Annotated in this window: 14 protein-coding genes; 7 read left to right on the forward strand and 7 right to left on the reverse strand. The window is 66.7% G+C overall.

The genetic code is table 11. The features are described 5' to 3' along the window. Window positions 1–27: 27 nt before the first annotated feature. On the reverse strand, window positions 28–417 hold the full coding sequence (locus tag E5790_RS15360; protein WP_014648009.1) for a VOC family protein: 390 nt from the start codon (window positions 415–417) through the stop codon (window positions 28–30). A gap of 157 nt (window positions 418–574) precedes the next feature. On the opposite strand from E5790_RS15360, the gene E5790_RS15365 reads away from it, so the two are divergent. Continuing rightward, complete coding sequence (locus E5790_RS15365; RefSeq protein ID WP_053496043.1) at window positions 575–1825, forward strand: DUF819 family protein; 1251 nt, start codon at window positions 575–577, stop codon at window positions 1823–1825. A 117-nt stretch (window positions 1826–1942) separates the two neighbouring features. Here the strand turns inward: E5790_RS15365 and E5790_RS15370 are convergent, their stop codons facing one another. Both E5790_RS15370 and E5790_RS15375 read right to left on the reverse strand, forming a co-directional pair. Then, window positions 1943–2167 (reverse strand): CstA-like transporter-associated (seleno)protein, encoded by a 225-nt coding sequence (locus E5790_RS15370; RefSeq protein ID WP_032958992.1) that lies wholly within the window; start codon window positions 2165–2167, stop codon window positions 1943–1945. Next, the gene (locus tag E5790_RS15375; RefSeq protein ID WP_014648006.1) at window positions 2167–4248 is read right to left on the reverse strand and encodes a carbon starvation CstA family protein; all 2082 of its coding nucleotides are present in this window, start codon (window positions 4246–4248) and stop codon (window positions 2167–2169) included. The genes E5790_RS15370 and E5790_RS15375 overlap by 1 nt, the downstream gene beginning before the upstream one ends. 215 nt (window positions 4249–4463) lie before the next feature. Here E5790_RS15375 and E5790_RS15385 point away from each other — a divergent pair, with 215 nt between their 5' ends. Then, window positions 4464–5315, forward strand: coding sequence for a pirin family protein (locus tag E5790_RS15385; protein WP_014648005.1), 852 nt, complete (start codon window positions 4464–4466; stop codon window positions 5313–5315). A gap of 128 nt (window positions 5316–5443) precedes the next feature. On the opposite strand, the gene E5790_RS15390 is transcribed toward E5790_RS15385, so the two are convergent. From E5790_RS15390 to E5790_RS15405, 4 genes are all read right to left on the reverse strand, one after another. Continuing rightward, on the reverse strand, window positions 5444–5902 hold the full coding sequence (locus tag E5790_RS15390; RefSeq protein WP_049441929.1) for a hypothetical protein: 459 nt from the start codon (window positions 5900–5902) through the stop codon (window positions 5444–5446). A 197-nt stretch (window positions 5903–6099) separates the two neighbouring features. After that, complete coding sequence (gene aqpZ, locus E5790_RS15395; RefSeq protein WP_049441926.1) at window positions 6100–6819, reverse strand: aquaporin Z; 720 nt, start codon at window positions 6817–6819, stop codon at window positions 6100–6102. A 121-nt stretch (window positions 6820–6940) separates the two neighbouring features. Continuing rightward, on the reverse strand, window positions 6941–7804 hold the full coding sequence (locus E5790_RS15400; RefSeq protein ID WP_005410608.1) for a pirin family protein: 864 nt from the start codon (window positions 7802–7804) through the stop codon (window positions 6941–6943). 720 nt (window positions 7805–8524) lie between these two features. Next, window positions 8525–10588 carry a 3-hydroxyacyl-CoA dehydrogenase NAD-binding domain-containing protein gene (locus E5790_RS15405; RefSeq protein ID WP_111207078.1) on the reverse strand — a complete coding sequence of 688 codons (2064 nt, stop codon included), beginning with the start codon at window positions 10586–10588 and terminating at the stop codon, window positions 8525–8527. Between the two features lie 235 nt (window positions 10589–10823). Here E5790_RS15405 and rpoE point away from each other — a divergent pair, with 235 nt between their 5' ends. From rpoE to lepB, 5 genes are all read left to right on the forward strand, one after another. Next, entirely contained in the window at window positions 10824–11444 is a 621-nt protein-coding gene (gene rpoE, locus E5790_RS15410) for an RNA polymerase sigma factor RpoE (RefSeq protein WP_014038091.1), read from the forward strand. Then, entirely contained in the window at window positions 11441–12322 is an 882-nt protein-coding gene (locus E5790_RS15415; RefSeq protein ID WP_111207079.1) for a sigma-E factor negative regulatory protein, read from the forward strand. The genes rpoE and E5790_RS15415 overlap by 4 nt, the downstream gene beginning before the upstream one ends. Before the next feature lie 74 nt (window positions 12323–12396). Then, window positions 12397–13929 (forward strand): DegQ family serine endoprotease, encoded by a 1533-nt coding sequence (locus E5790_RS15420; RefSeq protein ID WP_014648000.1) that lies wholly within the window; start codon window positions 12397–12399, stop codon window positions 13927–13929. A 180-nt stretch (window positions 13930–14109) separates the two neighbouring features. Next, the gene (lepA, locus tag E5790_RS15425; protein ID WP_032958997.1) at window positions 14110–15903 is read left to right on the forward strand and encodes a translation elongation factor 4; all 1794 of its coding nucleotides are present in this window, start codon (window positions 14110–14112) and stop codon (window positions 15901–15903) included. A 55-nt stretch (window positions 15904–15958) separates the two neighbouring features. Continuing rightward, window positions 15959–16753 (forward strand): signal peptidase I, encoded by a 795-nt coding sequence (gene lepB / locus E5790_RS15430; protein WP_014038087.1) that lies wholly within the window; start codon window positions 15959–15961, stop codon window positions 16751–16753. The last annotated feature ends 2 nt before the right edge of the window (window positions 16754–16755 follow it).

Consider the following 16755-nt stretch of genomic DNA (forward strand, 5'->3'; position numbering starts at 1 on the left):
CGCCTACCCACGCAATGGCTGTTCGCATTACCGCCCGTTCGGCCGCGCCACGTGCTGGTCGATCAGGATCACGTTGCCGTCGGGATCGGCCAGCTGCAGGTAGCCGGTCCCCTGGCCATCGGGGTCAGTGCGGACTGCCAGTTCGATGCCCTTGGCATCCAGTTCCGCCTGCAGTTCACGCACATCCTGGAAGTGGGGCAGCTCCTGCCTGTGCTGGTCCCAGCCGGGGTTGAAGGTCAGCAGGTTGCCCTCGAACATGCCCTGGAACAGCCCGATGACCGTGCCGTTGCTGCGCATTACCAGCCAGTTCTGCGTGGGATCGCCACCGGTGACCGAGAACCCGAGGGCTTCGTGGAACGCGCGGGAGGCGGCCAGGTCCTTCACGGACAGGCTGACAGAGAACGCACCAAGCTGCATGGGCCTGCTCCACAACGGTGATGCCGCAATCGTCGTCAATGCAGGGGAAGGCGACAAGCAGCGCAGCATGACCAGGCGTGAAGACAATGTTAATCTCGACCTGCGCCGCTTCATGCGGCGCTTTTTTTCTCCGCTCTTTCGATCGACAGAGGATCCCATGCCGACCGAACCCGCTACCGCCCTGATCAGCAACGACATCGTTGGACTGGGCCTGATTGCCGCCACCCTGGCCCTGATCTTCTGGGCCGCCAGTGGTCCGACCCCGTTGTTGAAGAAGATCTTCGCCTGGGTGCCGGCACTGCTGCTGTGCTACTTCATCCCCGCCATCTACAACACCGCCGGTGTCATCGATGGCCACAACACCTCGCTCTACAACCCGGTCGCGCGCGACGTGCTGCTGCCCGCTGCGCTGGTCCTGCTGACACTGTCGATCGACCTGAAAGGCGTCATCAAGCTCGGCCCAAAGCTGCTGATCGTGTTCTGTGCCGGTACCGCCGGCATCATGCTCGGCGCCATCGTCTCGTTCCAGCTGATGAAGCTGATCCATCCGGAAACGGTGGCCGGTGATACCTGGGCCGGCATGGCCGCGCTGGCCGGCAGCTGGATCGGTGGCGGCGCCAACATGGTGGCCATGCGCGAGGTGTTCGGCACCGATGCCACCACCTTTGGCCAGTTCGCGGTGGTCGACGTGGCCTGCGCCAGCCTGTGGATGGCGATCCTGCTGTTTTTGGCCAACCGCGCGCAGCAGATCGATACCCGCAACGGTGCCGACACCCGCGCCATCGACGAGATGAAGGCACGCATCAGCGCCTACGAGGCACAGAACGCGCGCATTCCCAGCATGACCGACCTGATGGTGATCGTTGGCGTGGCATTGGGTGGCGTCGGCCTGGCCCATGCCATCGCCGCGCCGTTGTCGGGCTGGTTCAAGGCCAATGTCAGCTGGGCCAGCCAGTTCAGCCTCGACAGCCAGTTCGTCTGGGTGATCCTGCTGTCCACGGCGATGGGCCTGGGCCTGAGCTTCACCCGTGCGCGCCGGCTGGAAGCCGCAGGCGCTTCGCGGCTGGGCACGGTGTTCCTGTACTTCCTGATCGCCTGCATCGGCATGCAGATGAACCTGCTGTCGCTGCTGGATCGGCCGTGGCTGTTCCTGCTTGGCGCGATCTGGATGGCCACGCACGTGCTGGTGCTGTGGGGGGTAGCCAAGCTGCTGCGCGCGCCGCTGTTCTTCTTCGCGATCGGTTCGCAGGGCAACATCGGCGCGGCCGCCTCGGCCCCCGTGGTGGCCGCAGCCTTCCATCCGACGCTGGCGCCGGTGGGCGTGCTGCTGGGTACGGTGGGCTATGCCACCGGCACCGGGCTGGCGTATGTCACCGGCCTGATCCTGAAGTGGATGGCCGGCGCCTGAGTCCTGGCCGGACGATCCTGTTGCGGGTTCGCGGCGTGCGCCGCGAACCCGCTCTGCCCGTGTAGAGCCGAGCCCGCGCTCGGCTTTCTTTTGCCTGCTGAAAGGCAGGCCTGGCCCTCAGCAGCAGCGCCCGCCGTTGCGCCCGCCGTAACGCGCTTCCTGGCGCTCGCGGAAGAACGTCTTGTAATCCATCGGCTCCTGGTCCGGGTGCTTATCCAGCATGTGCCGGACGTAATTGTCGTAATCAGGAATGCCACAGCACAGTCGTGCGGTCTGCACCAGGCGCCGCCAGATGCGGCGGTGCGCCTGGTACTGGCCGGCGGGAACCAGTTGCGTGCTCATCACAGATCCACCATTTCATGCGGCTTCAGCGCCACGTACGGGGTCTCGCGGTCGCTGCGCTGCGGGTTGCGGCGTGCCGCCAGGATGGTCTTGATCGAATACACCAGCACCGCGCCGACCACCAGCAGGAACAGCGCGGTCAGGCCGGTGTTGACGTAGGCGTTGACCACGATCTGCTTCATCTGCGCCACCGACTTGGCCGGTGCAGTGATCGTATCGCTGGCGAGCGCGGCCTGGAACTTGTGTGCCTGCGCCAGGAAACCCTGCGCCGGGTTGCTGTCGAAGATCTTGATGAAGCCGGCGTAGGTGGTGCAGATCAGCAGCCACACCGCCGGTACCGCAGTGACCCACGCATAGCGGTCACGCTTCATCTTGAACAGCACCACCGTGCCCAGCATCAGCGCGATGCCAGCCAGCATCTGGTTGGAGATGCCGAACAGCGGCCACAGCGTCTGGATGCCGCCGAACGGATCGACCACGCCGGTGTAGAGCAGGTAGCCCCACAGCGCCACGCAGCCGGCGGTACCGATGATGTTGGCGGTCCACGACTCGGTCTTCTTCAGGGCCGGCACGAAGTTGCCCAGCAGGTCCTGCAGCATGAAGCGCCCGGCGCGGGTACCGGCGTCCACCGCGGTCAGGATGAACAAGGCTTCGAACAGGATCGCGAAGTGGTACCAGAACGCCATCATCGCGTCGCTGCCACTGGGAATCGCTTCGTGCAGGATCTGCGCGATGCCTACCGCCAGCGTCGGTGCACCACCGGCGCGGTGCAGGATGGTCGGTTCACCAATGGCGGCCGCGGTCGCGGTCAACTGCTCGGGGGTAATGGTGAAGCCCCAGGTGTTGGTGATGTAGTGCGCCGCCGAGGCTGCATCGGCACCGATCACGGCGGCCGGGCTGTTCATCGCGAAGTAGATGCCCGGATCGATGATCGAGGCCGCCACCAGCGCCATCACCGCCACGAACGATTCCATCAGCATGCCGCCGTAGCCGATGTAGCGCATGTGCGCTTCATTGGCCAGCAGCTTCGGCGTGGTGCCGGAGGAGATCAGTGCGTGGAAACCGGAGACCGCACCGCAGGCGATGGTAATGAACAGGAAGGGGAACATGCCGCCCTTCCACACCGGGCCATCACCGCTGGCGGCGAACTGGGTCAGCGCCGGCATCTTCAGTTCCGGCATCACCACCAGGATGCCGATGGCCAGCGCGATGATGGTGCCGATCTTGAGGAAGGTCGACAGGTAGTCGCGCGGGGCCAGCAGCAGCCACACCGGCAGCACCGAGGCGACGAAGCCGTAGCCGATCAGCATCCAGGTGATCTGGGTGCCGGTGAAGGTGAACGCCGGCCCCCACACCGGGTCGGCGGCGACCTTGCCGCCGTACCAGATCGCGGCCAGCAGCAGGATCAGGCCAACCACCGAAATCTCGCCGATCCTGCCGGGGCGGATGTAGCGCATGTACACGCCCATCAGGATCGCGATGGGCATCGTCGCGATCACCGTGAACATGCCCCACGGGCTTTCGGCCAGCGCCTTGACCACCACCATCGCCAGCACCGCCAGGATGATGATCATGATCAGGAACGCACCGAACAGGGCGATGGTGCCGGGTACCTGGCCCATCTCCTCGCGCACCAGGTCACCCAGCGAGCGGCCGTTGCGACGGCTGGACAGGAACAGCACCATGAAGTCCTGCACTGCGCCGGCCAGCACCACGCCCACCACCAGCCACAGCAGGCCGGGCAGGTAGCCCATCTGCGCGGCCAGCACCGGGCCGACCAGCGGGCCGGCGCCGGCAATGGCGGCGAAGTGGTGGCCGAACAGCACGTGCTTGTTGGTCGGCACGTAGTCGAGGCCATCGTTGTTGATCACCGCCGGGGTGGCCCGGGTCGGATCCAGCTGCATCACCTTGTTGGCGATGAACAGGCTGTAGAAGCGGTAGGCGACCAGGTACAGCGAGACCGCGGCCACCACGATCCACAGTGCGTTGATGTGCTCGCCGCGGCGCAGGGCGACGGTGCCCAGACAGAATGCGCCGAGCAGGGCGAGTGCCGCCCAGCCCAGTTTGGAAAACCCTTTCATGAGGTGCTCTCTCCCGGAAAGACAGTCAAAGAGTCCTGCTTGCCCACGACAGGGTCAATTGGCACAGGACGAATCGGCGGTAGTACTTTGGTCGTACGACGGTGGCGCTGACGTGCAGCCAACATCAGGGATGGAACAATTGGTTGCGGTGCCATCCATTGGCGTACGGCCATGTGGCGTCCATCTTCAGGGGCATCCATCCCACAGGAGTCGCCATGAGCCTTCCCGAACCGGTCCGCGTGCTGCGCACCATCCGTGGCATGCCCACCTCCGACGGTGCCGGCGTGCGCCTGACCCGCGTCATCGGCGGCCCGACGCTGCCGGACCTGGACCCGTTCCTGCTGCTCGATGAATTCGGCACCGACCGGGCCGAGGACTACATCGCCGGCTTCCCGGAACACCCGCACCGCGGTTTCGAGACCGTCACCTACATGCTCGACGGACGCATGCGGCATCGCGACAACCATGGCAACGAAGGCCTGTTGACCCCGGGCAGCGTGCAGTGGATGACCGCTGGCCGCGGCCTGGTGCACTCGGAGATGCCCGAGCAGGAAAGCGGGCAGATGCGTGGATTCCAGCTGTGGGTGAACCTGCCGGCGAAGGAGAAGATGACCGAGCCGAAGTACCAGGAGTTCGCGCCCGAGCGCATTCCCGTGGTGCAGCCGGCAGCCGGCGTGGAAGTGAAGGTGATCGCCGGCTCGGTCGACGGCACCCGCGGCCCGATCGTGCAGCCGGCCACCGAGCCGCTGTATCTCGACATCACGTTGGCGCCCGACCGGGCCTGGACTTACACGCTGCCGGAAGGCCACAACGCCTTTGCCTATGTATTTGAAGGCGGACTGACGGTGGGTGAACAGGACGCCGCCCGTGATGTTGCGCGCCAGGAGCTGGCGGTGCTGGGCGGCGGCGAACAGCTGCATGTTTCGGCTGGCAGCGAAGGCGCGCGGCTGATCCTGGTGGCCGGCCGTCCGTTGCGCGAGCCGGTGATGCGGCACGGCCCGTTCGTGATGAACACGCGGCAGGAACTGATGCAGGCCTTCGTCGATTTCCAGGAAGGCAGGTTCTGAGGTAGTGCCGGCCGCCGGCCGGCACCTGCTTTTGATCAGGACCGAAGGGTTTGCCGGCCGGCGGCCGGCACTACCTGCCGATCGAGGTGCATTGCGGGGATGCTGCCAGGCAGTCATCCCCGTCACCTTCAGCGCCCGGCGGCCACGGCCGAAGGGGTCAGGCTCATGCCCTGCGCCAGCTGCTGCAGTGAGCTCAGCTCCTGCGCGCTGTCCGGATACAGCGCAATCTGCGCGTAACGCCCTTTGTCGATCTTGACCACGCTGATGCGCCGTTCGGCGTAACCCGGCGGTTGCTGGCCGCCCAGGTCGGGCTGGTACCAGTACAGCGATTCACCGCCGAAGCTGCCTTTTTCCTGGCGCAGCGAGCGGCTCAGCGGAATGGCGGGGTCACGCGCGCTGAGCATCAGGCTCAGTACTTCGCGGCCATCAGGGGTGCTGGCGCGGCAGACCAGGAAATCGGCCTGCACCTGCTGCTGCCACTGCAGGCCACTGCTGGCTGGCAGCGAAGGACATTCGGACGGCGCCTGCGCGGCGGCCTGGGCCGCAGCGAACAGCAGGCTCGACAACATGACAGGCACGAACTTCATGCATCCCCCAAGGTGATGAGTTGTTTGGCTCCGCCAGCAGGGCCGGCGGCCATGGCATCCCATCCCCGGATGCCGCCCCATCCGGCATGTGCACGGACGGTCAACTCAACCTTAACGGAACGTGAGCAATCGCACAATTCGCGGTTACAGAAGTAACCATTGCGGCCGAGGGTCGGCCGCAATGGGAGTCGCGAGGATCAGCGGTCGCTGCCGATCCACTTGTAGATCAGGCCGCCGATCGCGCCGCCCAGCAGGGGAGCGACCCAGAACAGCCACAGCTGGCTGACTGCTCCGCTGCCGGCAAAGAAGGCCACGGCGGTGGAGCGGGCCGGGTTAACCGAGGTGTTGGTGACCGGAATGCTGATCAGGTGGATCAGGGTCAGCGACAGGCCGATCGCCAGCGGGGCGAAACCGGCCGGTGCCTTGCCGTGGGTGGAACCCATGATCACGATCAGGAACACCGCCGTCAGCACCACTTCGCACAGGAAGGCGGCTGCCACGCTGTAGCCGCCGGGCGACAGCGCGCCATAGCCATTGCTGGCGAACGCACCCGCCTGGCTGCCATCGATGGCGAAGCCAGTGGCGCCGGAGGCGATCTGCAGCAGGATGAAGCCGGCCAGCAGGCCGCCGGCAACCTGGGCGATGATGTAGGGCACCAGATCCCTGGTCGGGAAACGACCACCGGCCCACAGCCCGACGCTGACTGCCGGGTTGAAGTGCGCGCCGGAGATATGGCCGAACGCATAGGCGCCGGTCACCACGGTCAGGCCGAAGGCCAGCGCCACGCCGAGGAAACCGATACCCAGCGGATTGCCGTCGCCACCGAACTTGGCGGCCAGCACCGCACTGCCACAGCCACCCAGAACCAGCCAGAACGTGCCGAGGAACTCGGCGGACAAGCGTTTACCCATGCTCATGTGTTGCACTCCTTTGACGGTCGAAAGTGTGATTTATGTCACATTTCAATGATCAGCGGGTGACTGTAGCGTCAACGCCGGGTGCAGGGATACACCTTCAGATGTGTGCAACACGCGATGTTCAGTACTGCGGAAGTGGGATGAATTCCTTGTCGTCGCCCGGAATGGTGCCGAAGCGGCCGGCTTCCCAGTCGTGCTTGGCCTGCTCGATGCGCTCCTTCGAGCTCGACACGAAGTTCCACCACAGGTGGCGCGGGCCATCCAGCGGCTCGCCACCGAACAGCATCGCCTTCACCGGCGTCTTCGCGCGCAGGCGGCCGCGTGCACCGGCTTCGGGGATCACCAGGTGCTGCGCGGGAATATCCACGCCATCCAGCTGCGCGTCGCCCTCGAGGATGTACAACGCGCGCTCGCGGTGGCCGTCGTCGATATCGATTTCCGCATCGGGGTCGAGATCGATTGCCACGTTGAGGGTGTCGGCGAACACCTTCACCGGCGATTCCTCGCCGTACGCACGGCCGGCGATCACCCGCAGCCACGCGCCGTTGCGACGCTGCTCGGGCAGGGTGGCAGCGGCATGGTGGTAGAACGCCGGCTCGATCTCTTCATGCGACTTCGGCAGCGCGACCCAGGTCTGCATGCCGTGGATCGGGTTGTCGTGATCGCGGTCCGGCTGCGGCGTGCGCTCGGAATGGGCGATACCGCGGCCGGCGGTCATCCAGTTGACGTCACCGGGACGGATCACCTGATCCGAACCCAGCGTGTCGCGGTGGCCGATCGCGCCCGACCACAGGTAGGTGACGGTGGCCAGGCCGATATGCGGATGCGGGCGCACGTCGATGGCGGTGCCGGGGTGCATGAGTGCCGGGCCCATCTGGTCGACGAACACGAACGAGCCGATGCTGCGCGCCTGCAGGGTGGGGACGGCGCGACGGACTTCCAGGCCGCCGATGTCGTGCACGCGCGGGGCGATGATGGTGGTCATGCGGGCGTTCTCGCTGGCAGGGATCAGGTGATGAGCATCGCATGCAGCTGTGACGGGCACATGCCCCGTATGGGTAACAGGGTGTTCCAGCCAACGGCGCAGCCCCTCGTGGCTGGTTGCTTGGTCGCGTAAAGCAAAAGCCGCGCTTGGCCGGGCGGGTGGGTGGCGCAGGACACGCCGTAAACCCCGCTCCGCGGTCCGGCCCAGCCGCCGGCGGCTGTGCGTTCGGGCGCTTGCAAAGCAGTGCTTCGCAAGCAAAGCGCCCTCACCCATGGGGGCTCGATGGCGCCATCCATGGCGCCAACGGTCCTGCGCCACCCACCCGCCCGGCCTCTGACAGTTTCCGTGTGCGTCCAGCCACGGAGAAGAAAAAAGAAAATCAAAATCAAACGCCGGTCGCTTCGCTCCTGGTGTCGACCAAGGTCGACACCCACCAGTTCGTAATGATCCGTGCCGAACAAGGTCGACACCTACAGCCATCGCAGTTCAGTTCACCCACCGTCACCGGGAAACTGTCAGGGGTGGGGCGGTGTCGGGTTGCGGGGTGTCCGCGGCATGGATGCCGCGGCCAAGCCCCCAAGGACGGGTTTACGGCGTCCCCGCAACCCGACACCGCCCCGACCAACAAACAGAAAAGCCAGAGCCGCTTTGGCTCTGGCTTCTGCTGTGGAACTTGACGTTGCCTCTGCGGGTGCCGGGCCGCAGGCCCGGCCGATGAACTCAAATCACCGGTTCGCGCAGGGCGGGATTGTCCCAGCCCGGGCGCGGCGCGAAACGGTCGCCATGGCGCTGCTGCAGCGCCTTCAACCGCTCGACGATCGCATCGGCACCGACCGCACGGATGTGCTGGATCGGACCGCCGCGGAACGGTGCGAAACCGGTGCCGAAGATCACGCCGGCATCCAGCAGGTCCGCGTCGGCCACCACGCCCTCGTGAAGGCAGGCCACCGCCTCGTTCAACAGCGGCAGGATCAGGCGGTCCTCCAGATCGGCCGGGGCCTGGTAGTCGCTGGCCACGTCCGGCTTCTTCGGCTTGCCGTTCTCCCAGGTGTAGATGCCCTGGCCATCCTTCTTGCCGCGCTTGTCCGGTTCCACCGTCTGCAGTGCGGCCGGGATCTGCAGGCCCAGGAACGGCGCCAGTTCGCGGCCGACGCCGGCGGCCACGTCCAGGCCCACGGTATCGATCAGTTCGATCGGGCCCATCGGCATGCCGAACTTCACCGCGGCCTTGTCGATCACCGGGCCCGGAATGCCCTCGGCATACGCGGTGGCCGCTTCCAGCATGTACGGGAACAGCACGCGGTTGACCAGGAAGCCCGGGCTGCCGGCTACCGGCACCGGGAACTTGCCCAGCGCCTTGCAGAACGCGGCCAGGCGGCGCTCGGTCTCCGGCGCCATGCCGTCGTGATGGATGATCTCCACCAACGGCATCTGCGCTACCGGGTTGAAGTAGTGCAGGCCCGCGAACTGCGCAGGGCGCTGGATGTGGTCGCGCAGTTCCACCAGCGGAATCGACGAGGTGTTGGTGGTCAGCAGGGCGTCCTGCTTCATCTTCGGCTCAAGCGTCTGGTACAGCGCACGCTTGGCTTCGGGGTTCTCGATGATTGCCTCGATCACCAGGTCGGCCTCGGCCACGCCGTTGCCTTCCAGGTCGGCACGCAGGCGCGCGGCCACGGCCGGGCGCTTGCTCTCGTCGCGCACCTTCTTGGCGAACAGCGCCTGCGCGCGTTCCATGGCCGGGTCGATGAAGCGCTGCTCGCGGTCCTGCAGGGTCACCTCGAAGCCCTTGTAGGCGGCCCACGCGGCGATGTCGCCGCCCATCACGCCGGCGCCGACCACGTGCACGTGGCGGATGCCGGAATCACCGCCACCGAGGCCCTTCAGGCGTTCGGTCAGGAAGAAGATACGGATCAGGTTGCGCGCGGTCGGAGTACTGGCCAGCTTCACCACGGCACGCCGCTCGGCGTCCAGGCGGGCCTGGATCGGCTTGCCGCCACTGCGCTGCCAGGTGCTGATCAGTGCGTACGGCGCCGGGTACTGGTCCTTCTTCGCCTTGCGGGCGACCTGCTTGACCATCTGCGGTGCCAGCAGCGTGCGTGCCAGCCAGGTGTTGGTGGCCCAAGCCGTGGCGCGCTGCTTGAACGGGCGGGTGGTGCCGGACAGCGCCAGTGCAACGGCCGTGTCGAGCACCACCGCCGGTGCCACCACCTTGTCGACCAGGCCGATGCCACGCGCGGCCGAGGCCGACAGGGTGCGGCCGGTCAGCATCATGTCCATCGCTGCCGGGGCGCCCACCAGGTGCGGCAGGCGGGCGCTGCCACCCCACCCCGGGAAGATGCCCAGCTGGGTTTCCGGCAGGCCGATGCGGGTGCTGCTGTCATTGGAGGCCACGCGATAGCGGCAGGCCAGGGCAAGCTCGGTGCCACCGCCGAGGCAGTGGCCGTGGATGGCCGCCACGGTCGGGCAGGGCAGCTCGGCCAGCTTCTGGTAGGTGGCCTGGCCACGCCGGATCGCGTCGTTGACGGTGCCGCGACGGTCGAATTCCTGGAACTCCTTCAGGTCGGCACCGGCAATGAAGCCGGCCTTCTTCAGCGACTGGATGACTACGCCCTTGGGCGGGTCCAGGGCAATGCGCTCAAGCAGGTCGCCCAGTTCCAGCAGCACGTCCTGCGACATCGCATTGACGCTGCTGTCCTGGCGATCCAGGGAGAGAACCACCACGCCGTCGTCGCGGATCTCGGGGTGCCAGTGGCTGAAGCGGAGACCATCGAAGCCTGAGAGCATGGACGTTCCATCCGGTTGTGTATGGAGAAGCGGCTATGATCCAGAGGTTGTTTCCCCCGCGTCAAATCCCAATAGCAGGGGAGTGGCGCCCCCGGATCCATGGCCGTGGATCGGGACGCTAACCGAATGGTGGTTAAAAGCTGGTGCGGCGCCAGGTGATCGGCGACTGAACTTTTCCCGGGATTGGCAGTCTCATTGCCCGACGTCGGTTGGGCTGACAGGAGTGCGGCCCCTCATGGCCGATGTTGATACACCTCAGGAGCTGGATCTGGAGCTGGTCCGGCGCGTGCAGCACGGCGAGAGTGCCGCGTTCGATGTCCTGGTGCGCAAGTACCAGCATCGGGTCGTGGCCCTGGTCGGTCGCTACATCGCCGACTGGAGCGAATGTCAGGACGTCGCCCAGGACACTTTCATCCGTGCCTACCGCGCGATCGGGAGTTTCCGTGGCGATGCCCAGTTCTCAACCTGGTTGCATCGAATCGCCGTGAATACCGCCAAAAACTACCTGGCTTCACACAATCGTCGTCCGCCGACCGATGACATCGACATCGGTGACGCCGAGCAGTTCGACAGCGGTACCCGCCTGCGGGACACCGACACGCCCGAGCGCGAGTTGATGCGCCAGGAGCTGGAACAGACGGTCATGAAGGCCGTCAACGCGCTGCCGGAGGAACTCCGGTCGGCGATCACCCTGCGCGAGGTGGAAGGCCTGAGCTACGAGGATATCGCGCAGAAGATGGGGTGCCCGATCGGCACCGTGCGTTCCCGGATCTTCCGGGCGCGCGAGGCGATCGACACCGAACTCCGGCCGCTGTTGGACATCGGCAGCGCCACCCGTGAGAAGAGCCGCGTATGACCAGTAATCCGTTCAACGAATCGCAGAACCATCAATCGCCCGCCGGGCAGCGCCTGGACCAGCGCCATCGCGAGCAGCTGTCGGCCCTGGTCGATGGCGAGCTGGGTGCCGATGAAGCGCGCTTCCTGCTGCGCCGGATGGAACACGACCCCGAACTGGCCGGCTGCCAGGAGCGCTGGCAGCTGCTGGGCGACGTGATGCGCGGGCAGGCCCCGGCGTTGGCACCGGCCGGCTTCAGTGCCGCCGTTGCGGCCGCCATTGCGGCAGAGCCGACGCCGCAGGCCGAGCCGCGTCGCCAGGTGCGTCGCAGTGGCTGGCGCGCCTGGGGCGGCGGTGCTGCGCTGGCCGCATCTGTGGCCGCGGTCGCCCTGTTCATCGGCGGCGAGAAATTGAAGGAGGCGACGCCGGGTGAACCGCAGGCGCCGCAGGTGATCGCCAGCCAGGCGGAACTGACGCCGGCACCGGCCGCGCCGACCCCAGTCACCGAGGCTTCGGTGGACACGGCCGCAGTGGCCGTGGCTGCTGCGCCGGCCGTAGCGATGGCCGCGGCGGGCCGCCGCCAGGACGCCCGCCGTGCCAGCGCTACGCGCAGCCAGCAGGCCGCGCGTGCCGCCCAGCGCGACGACACTTCGCAGCGCGCCATCGCGGCCGTGCAGGCACCGTTGACCCCGACCGTGCCGGCCAACGCCAACCGCAACCTGCCGTTCGGCGAGGTCAGCGGGCTGCAGGCCCGGCCATGGCCGCGCTCCAGCCTGGCGCCCGCCGCTGGCGGCGCGCTCAATGCCAGCTTCCCGGCCCACGCCGGTAGTGCCGCGTTCTATCCGTTCGAGCCGCGCCTGCAGGATGAGCTGCCGGTGCCGCCGCGCCCGCGCGACTGAGCCGGGCGCCTTCACGCCCCGCCGTCGGCGGGGCCCGTATTCCTCTTTCCACCCGACCCGGAGGTTGCCGTCCGATGACTCCCCGACTCCGCACGCAGGCCATTGGCCTGCTGGCCCTGACCCTTCCCCTGGTGGCCTGCGCACAGGCGCCGGCGCCCGTCGCGCAGACCCAGCCCGCGCCAGCCGCGGCCGCGCGGGCACCGGCGCAGCCGCTGGTCAGTGGCCTGCCCGACTTCACCAACCTGGTCGAACAGGTCGGCCCGGGCGTGGTCAACGTCGACACCACCATCGTCCGCAACAACCGCCAGGCCGCGCGCGGCCCGATGGGCGACGATGACATGCCGGAGTTCTTCCGCCGCTTCTTTGGTCCCGACTTCCCGATGCCGGGGCAGGGGCCGGGTGGGCCAGACGGTGGCCCCAGCATCAAGGGCCGTGGCATGGGTTCGGGCTTCATCATCTCGCCCGATGGCTATGTGCTGACCAACTACCACGTGGTGGCCGACGCCAGTGACGTGAAGGTCAAGCTGGGCGACAGCCGTGAGTTCACCGCCAAGGTGGTGGGCAGCGACCAGCAGTACGACGTCGCCCTGCTGAAGATCGACGGGAAGAACCTGCCAACCGTGCGCGTGGGTGACTCCAACAGCCTGAAGCCGGGGCAGTGGGTTGTCGCGATCGGCTCGCCGTTCGGCCTCGACCATTCTGTCACCGCCGGCGTGGTCAGCGCCGTCGGCCGCAGTACGGGCGGCCCCGACCAGCGCTATGTGCCGTTCATCCAGACCGACGTGGCGATCAACCAGGGCAATTCCGGTGGCCCTCTTCTGAACACCCGCGGCGAAGTGGTCGGCATCAACTCGCAGATCTTCTCCGCGTCCGGCGGCTACATGGGCATCAGCTTCGCGATCCCGATCGACCTTGCGATGAGCGCGGTGGAGCAGATCAAGAAGAGCGGCAAGGTCACCCGCGGCCAGCTCGGCGCGGTCGTGGAGCCGATCGATTCGCTGAAGGCGCAGGGCCTGGGCCTGCCGGACAGCCGTGGCGCCCTGGTCAACCAGATCGTGGCCGGCAGTGCGGCCGCCAAGGCCGGCGTGCAGGTGGGCGACGTCATCCGCTCGGTCAACGGCAGCCCGGTCAACAGCTGGTCCGACCTGCCGCCGCTGATCGGTGCGATGGCGCCGGGCAGCAAGGTGAACCTGGTGGTGTACCGCGACGGCAAGCCGCATGACCTCAGTGCCACGTTGACCGCCCTGAGTGAAGACGGGCAGGCCAGTGCCCGCGGGCCGTCGGCCGGCGGTGCCGAGGCGGCGCCGCAGACCGGGGCCAATGCCCTGCTGGGGCTGGACGTGAGCGACCTGAGCGCGGCTCAGCGCAAGCAGTTCGGGCTCAACGGCAACGAAGGCGTGCGCATCACCGGGGTCAAGGGCCAGGCGGCGCGTGATGCCGGCCTGTCGCCGGGCATGGTGATCCTGCAGGTCGGCCGCGTCGCGGTCGGCAGTGTGGATGCCCTGAACCGGGCGCTGTCCAGCTTCAAGAAGGACGACGTGGTCATGCTGCTGGTCCGCACGGCCAACGGCAACAGCGCCTTCGTGGCGGTCAAGGCCGGCCAGTAGGGCCTGCCGGGGCCGCTCCGGCGGCCCCTGGGCCTCCCCCGAAGCCCCGCCCCGGCGGGGCTTCGGTCGTTCCGGGCCGGTGCCCGGCAGCCGGTTTTAGCGGCCGGGCGCTGGGCGTGCGATAATCGACCGTTACCCTGACGACGCCGCGCGCCGCCGCCACCTATGTCTTCTGATTCGATGCGGAACATCCGCAACTTCTCCATCATCGCCCATGTCGACCACGGCAAGTCCACGCTGGCCGACCGCATCATCCAGCTCTGCGGTGGCCTGCAGGCCCGCGAGATGGAAGCGCAGGTGCTCGATTCCAATCCGATCGAGCGCGAGCGTGGCATCACGATCAAGGCGCAGTCGGTGTCACTGCCGTACCTGGCCAAGGACGGGCAGACCTACCACCTGAACTTCATCGACACCCCCGGCCACGTCGACTTCTCCTATGAAGTCAGCCGCTCGCTGGCCGCCTGCGAAGGCGCGCTGCTGGTGGTTGATGCGGCGCAGGGCGTGGAAGCCCAGTCGGTGGCCAACTGCTACACCGCCGTGGAGCAGGGCCTGGAAGTGGTGCCGGTGATCAACAAGATCGACCTGCCCACCGCCGACATCGAGCGCGCCAAGGCCGAGATCGAGGCCGTGATCGGCATCGATGCCTCCGACGCCGTGCCGGTCAGTGCCAAGACCGGCCTCAACGTGCAGGACGTGCTGGAAGCGATCGTGCACCGCATCCCGCCGCCGGCGCCGCGCGACACCGACAAGCTGCAGGCGCTGATCATCGACTCGTGGTTCGACAACTACCTCGGCGTGGTGTCACTGGTGCGCGTGATGCAGGGCGAGATCAAGGCCGGTGACAAGCTGCAGGTGATGTCGACCGGCCGCAACCACCAGGTCGACAACGTCGGCGTGTTCACGCCGAAGCGCAAGGTGCTGCCGGCGCTGCGTGCCGGTGAAGTGGGCTGGGTCACCGCCAGCATCAAGGACGTGCATGGTGCGCCGGTCGGCGACACCCTCACCCTGGCCGGCGACCCGGCGCCGAAGCCGCTGCCGGGCTTCCAGGAAATGCAGCCGCGCGTGTTCGCCGGCCTGTTCCCGGTCGATGCCGAAGACTACCCGGACCTGCGCGAAGCGCTGGACAAGCTGCGCCTGAACGATGCCGCGCTGCGTTTCGAGCCGGAAAGCTCCGAAGCGATGGGCTTCGGCTTCCGCTGCGGCTTCCTGGGCATGCTGCACATGGAAATCGTGCAGGAGCGCCTGGAGCGCGAATACAACCTGGACCTGATCAGCACCGCGCCGACGGTGGTGTATGAGGTCCTGAAGACCGATGGCTCGATCATCAACATGGACAACCCGGCCAAGCTGCCGGCGGTGAACCAGGTCGAGGAAATCCGCGAACCGATCATCCGCGCCAACGTGCTCACCCCCGAGGAGTACATCGGCAACATCATCAAGCTGTGCGAAGAAAAGCGCGGCAGCCAGATCGGCATCAACTACCTGGGCAGCCAGGTGCAGATCAGCTACGAGCTGCCGATGGCCGAGGTGGTGCTGGACTTCTTCGACAAGCTGAAGTCGGTCAGCCGCGGCTACGCCTCGCTCGATTACCACTTCGTGCGCTTCGACGCAGGCCCGTTCGTGCGCGTGGACGTGCTGATCAACGGTGACAAGGTCGATGCGCTGTCGTTGATCGTGCACCGCAGCCACGCTGACCGACGTGGCCGCGAGCTGTGCGAGAAGATGAAGGACCTGATCCCGCGCCAGATGTTCGACGTGGCCATCCAGGCCGCCGTCGGCTCGCAGATCATCGCCCGCACCACGGTCAAGGCCATGCGCAAGAACGTGCTGGCCAAGTGCTATGGTGGCGACGTTTCGCGCAAGAAGAAGCTTCTGGAAAAGCAGAAGGAAGGCAAGAAGCGCATGAAGCAGGTCGGACGCGTGGAGATTCCGCAGGAAGCGTTCCTGGCCGTCCTGCAGATGGACAACAAGTAAGGCCCGCACCGGCCCTGCGGGGCCGGTCGTCTGGTGACGTTGCAAAGGACCCTGAATGAAACTGTTTGAGATCCTCCTGGTCGTGCTGACCCTGGCCTCGGGCCTGATCCTGCTCGCGGACAAGCTGTACCTCGCCAAGCGTCGCGCCCAGCGCGCGGGCCTGCTCGACTCCGAGCCGGTGCTGGTGGATTACTCGCGTGCGTTCTTCCCGGTGCTGGCGATCGTGCTGATCGTGCGCAGTTTCATCGCCGAGCCGTACAAGATCCCGTCCAGCTCGATGATGCCGAACCTGCTGATCGGCGACTTCATCCTGGTCAACAAGTTCTCCTACGGCCTGCGCCTGCCGATCAGCAACACCAAGATCGTGCCGTTCGGCGAGCCGTCGCGCGGCGACGTGGTGGTGTTCCACTTCCCCGGCCACAGCGACAACGATCCGGCCAAGGGTGAGAACTTCATCAAGCGCGTCATCGGCGTGCCGGGCGACACCGTGGTCTTCGAAGGCGACGGCGTGATCCTCAACGGCGAACCGCTGAAGTACGACAACAAGGGCATCTATGCAGGCCACAAGGGCCAGGGCGAGGGTGCCAACCTGCTGGTCGAACACCTGCCGGGTCGTACCCACACCGTGCTGGAGACCGACTATCCGCGTGGCCAGGGCCAGTGGACCGTGCCGGCCGGCAAGTACCTTGTGATGGGCGACAACCGTGACAACAGCGACGATGGCCGTTTCTGGGGCCTGCTGCCGGAAGAAAACCTGCGCGGCAAGGCCTTCCTGATCTGGCTGAACTGCCAGGGCTGGTTCTGCAAGGATGGCTTCGAGCCGTCGCGGATCGGCTCGAGCATCAACTGATC

The organism is Stenotrophomonas sp. PAMC25021 (genome assembly GCF_004795795.1).
In the GTDB taxonomy this organism is placed as follows: domain Bacteria; phylum Pseudomonadota; class Gammaproteobacteria; order Xanthomonadales; family Xanthomonadaceae; genus Stenotrophomonas; species Stenotrophomonas muris.